Below are 2,928 nucleotides of genomic sequence, written 5' to 3'. Positions count from 1 at the left end.
GCAACTTTGGTGTGGCTGACCCAGACAGCGCGAGCTTCACCTACACGGTGAGCGGCGTCTCGGGCGGTTACTTCCAATTGAGTAGCGCCTCCGGTACCCCGGTCACGAGTTTCACGAGCGCCGACCTGACTGGTGGCCTGGTGCAGTTCGTCGATGACGGTAACGAGGCGGCGCCCGCGTTTGATGTGACGGTCAACGACGGCGCAGCCGACTCGAACACCTTGTCGGCGACGATCAGCTACACGCCGGTCAATGACACCCCGGTGCTCGACAGCGCGAGCCTGACGGTGAGTGAAGGCCAGACAGTCACGCTCGGCGCGGCCAACTTCGGCATCTCCGATCCGGACAACAGCAGCTTCACCTACACGGTGAGTGCCGTTAGCGGTGGTTATTTCCAACTCTCCGGCGCGCCCGGCACCCCGATCACAAGTTTCACGAGCGCTGATCTGACCAGTGGCCTGGTCCAGTTCGTCGACGACGGCAACGAGTTTGCCCCGAGCTTCGATGTGATGGCCAACGACGGCAGCGCTGACTCGAACACGCTCACGGCGACGATCGGCTACACGCCGGTCAATGACACCCCGGTGCTGACCGGCGCATCGCTCACCGTTTCTGAAGGCCAAACGATCACGCTCGGTGCGGGCAACTTCGGTGTGACTGACCCCGACAGCGCGAGCTTCACTTACACGGTGAGCAGTGTCTCGGGTGGCTACTTCCAGCTCTCGAGTGCCGCCGGCACCCCGATCACGAGTTTCACGAGTGCCGACCTCAGCGGTGGCCTGGTGCAGTTCGTCGATGACGGCAACGAGTTTGCCCCGAGCTTCGATGTGACGGCCAATGACGGCAGTACCGACTCGAACACGCTGAGCGCGACGATCAGCTACACACCGGTGAACGATGCCCCGGTGATCGATAGCGCGAGCCTGACTGTCTCCGAAGGTCAGACGGTGACCCTGTCCGGCGCCAACTTCGGCGTCACCGACCCGGACAACAGCAGTTTTACCTATACGGTGAGTAGCGTCTCGGGTGGCTACTTCCAGCTCTCCGGCGCGCCCGGCACCCCGATCACGAGCTTCACGAGCGCGGACCTGACCGGTGGCCTGGTGCAGTTCGTCGATGACGGCAACGAAGTGGCGCCGAGCTTCGATGTGACGGTCAATGACGGCACGGCCGACTCGAACACGCTCACGGCGTCGGTCAGCTATGCGCCGGTCAATGACACCCCTGTGCTCGACAGCGCGAGCCTGACGCTCTCTGAAGGTCAGACGGTGACGCTCTCGGATGCGAACTTCGGCGTCACCGACCCGGACAGCTCGAGCTTCACTTACACGGTGAACAATGTCTCGGGGGGCTATTTCCTGCTCTCGAGCGCGCCCGGCACGCCGATCACGAGTTTCACGAGCGCCGATCTCACTGGTGGCCTGGTGCAGTTCGTCGATGATGGCAACGAAGTGGTGCCGAGCTTTGACGTGACAGTCAACGACGGCTCGGCGGACTCGAACACGCTGAGCGCGACCATCAGCTATACGCCGGCCAATGACACCCCGGTGCTCGACAGCGCGAGCCTGACGGTGAGTGAAGGCCAGACGGTCACCTTGTCCGATGCGAACTTCGGCATCAGCGATCCGGACAGCGGCAGCTTCACCTATACCGTGAGCAGCGTGTCGGGTGGCTACTTTCAGCTCTCGAGCGCGGCCGGCACGCCCATCACTAGCTTCACGAGTGCCAATCTCACTGGCGGCCTGGTGCAGTTCGTCGATGACGGTAACGAAGCGGCCCCCGCGTTCGACGTGACGGTCAACGACGGCACGGCGGATTCGAACACGCTGAGTGCGACGATCAGCTACACGCCCGTCAATGACACCCCCGTGCTCACCAGCGCGAGCCTGACGGTGAGTGAAGGCCAGACGGTCACCTTGTCCAATGCGAACTTCGGCGTCAGCGACCCCGACAGCGGCAGCTTCACCTATACGGTGAGCAGCGTCTCGGGCGGCTACTTCCAGCTCTCGAGCGCCGCGGGCACCCCGATCACGAGCTTCACGAGCGCCGATCTGATCGGTGGCCTGGTGCAGTTTGTCGATGATGGTAACGAGGTGGCCCCCGCATTCGACGTGACGGTGAATGACGGCAGCGCCGACTCGAACACGCTGAGTGCGACCATCAGCTACACGCCCGTCAACGACACCCCGGTGCTCACCAGCGCGAGCCTGACGGTCAGTGAAGGGCAGACGGTCACCCTTTCTGGCGCGAACTTCGGCGTCAGCGATCCAGACAGCTCGAGCTTCACCTACACCGTGAGCAGCGTCTCGGGCGGCTACTTCCAGCTCTCGAGCGCCGCGGGCACCCCGATCACGACCTTCACGAGCGCGGATCTCACCGGAGGCCTGGTGCAGTTCGTCGATGACGGCAACGAAGCGGCCCCAGCGTTTGATGTGACGGTCAATGACGGCAGTGCCGACTCGAACACGCTGAGCGCGACCATCAGCTATACGCCGGTGAACGATGCCCCGGTGCTCGATAGCGCAAGCCTGACGGTGAGTGAAGGCCAGACGGTGACCTTGTCCGGCGCGAACTTCGGCGTCTCCGACCCCGACAGCGCGAGCTTCACTTACACGGTGAGCAATGTCTCGGGTGGCTACTTCCAGCTCTCGAGTGCCGCCGGCACGCCGATCATGAGTTTCACGAGCGCCGATCTCTCTGGTGGCCTGGTGCAGTTCGTCGATGATGGCAACGAGTTTGCCCCGAGCTTCGATGTGACGGCCAACGACGGCACGGCCGACTCGAACACGCTGAGCGCGACGATCAGCTACACACCGGTGAACGATGCCCCGGTGCTCGACAGCGCGAGCCTGACGCTCTCTGAAGGTCAGACGGTGACGCTCTCGGATGCGAACTTCGGCGTCAGCGATCCGGACAACTCGAGCTTCA

The 2,928-nt window shown here is 63.3% G+C and carries 1 protein-coding gene; it reads left to right on the top strand.

The genetic code is table 11. From position 1 onward, the window contains the following. The coding region (locus GQB03_RS22545; protein ID WP_159694043.1) for a cadherin-like domain-containing protein at window positions 1-2,928 on the top strand (2,928 nt) is incomplete at both ends.

This window comes from Cognatazoarcus halotolerans (genome assembly GCF_009800965.1).
In the GTDB taxonomy this organism is placed as follows: domain Bacteria; phylum Pseudomonadota; class Gammaproteobacteria; order Burkholderiales; family Rhodocyclaceae; genus Cognatazoarcus; species Cognatazoarcus halotolerans.
This window is presented reverse-complemented; position numbering and strand designations above follow the sequence as displayed.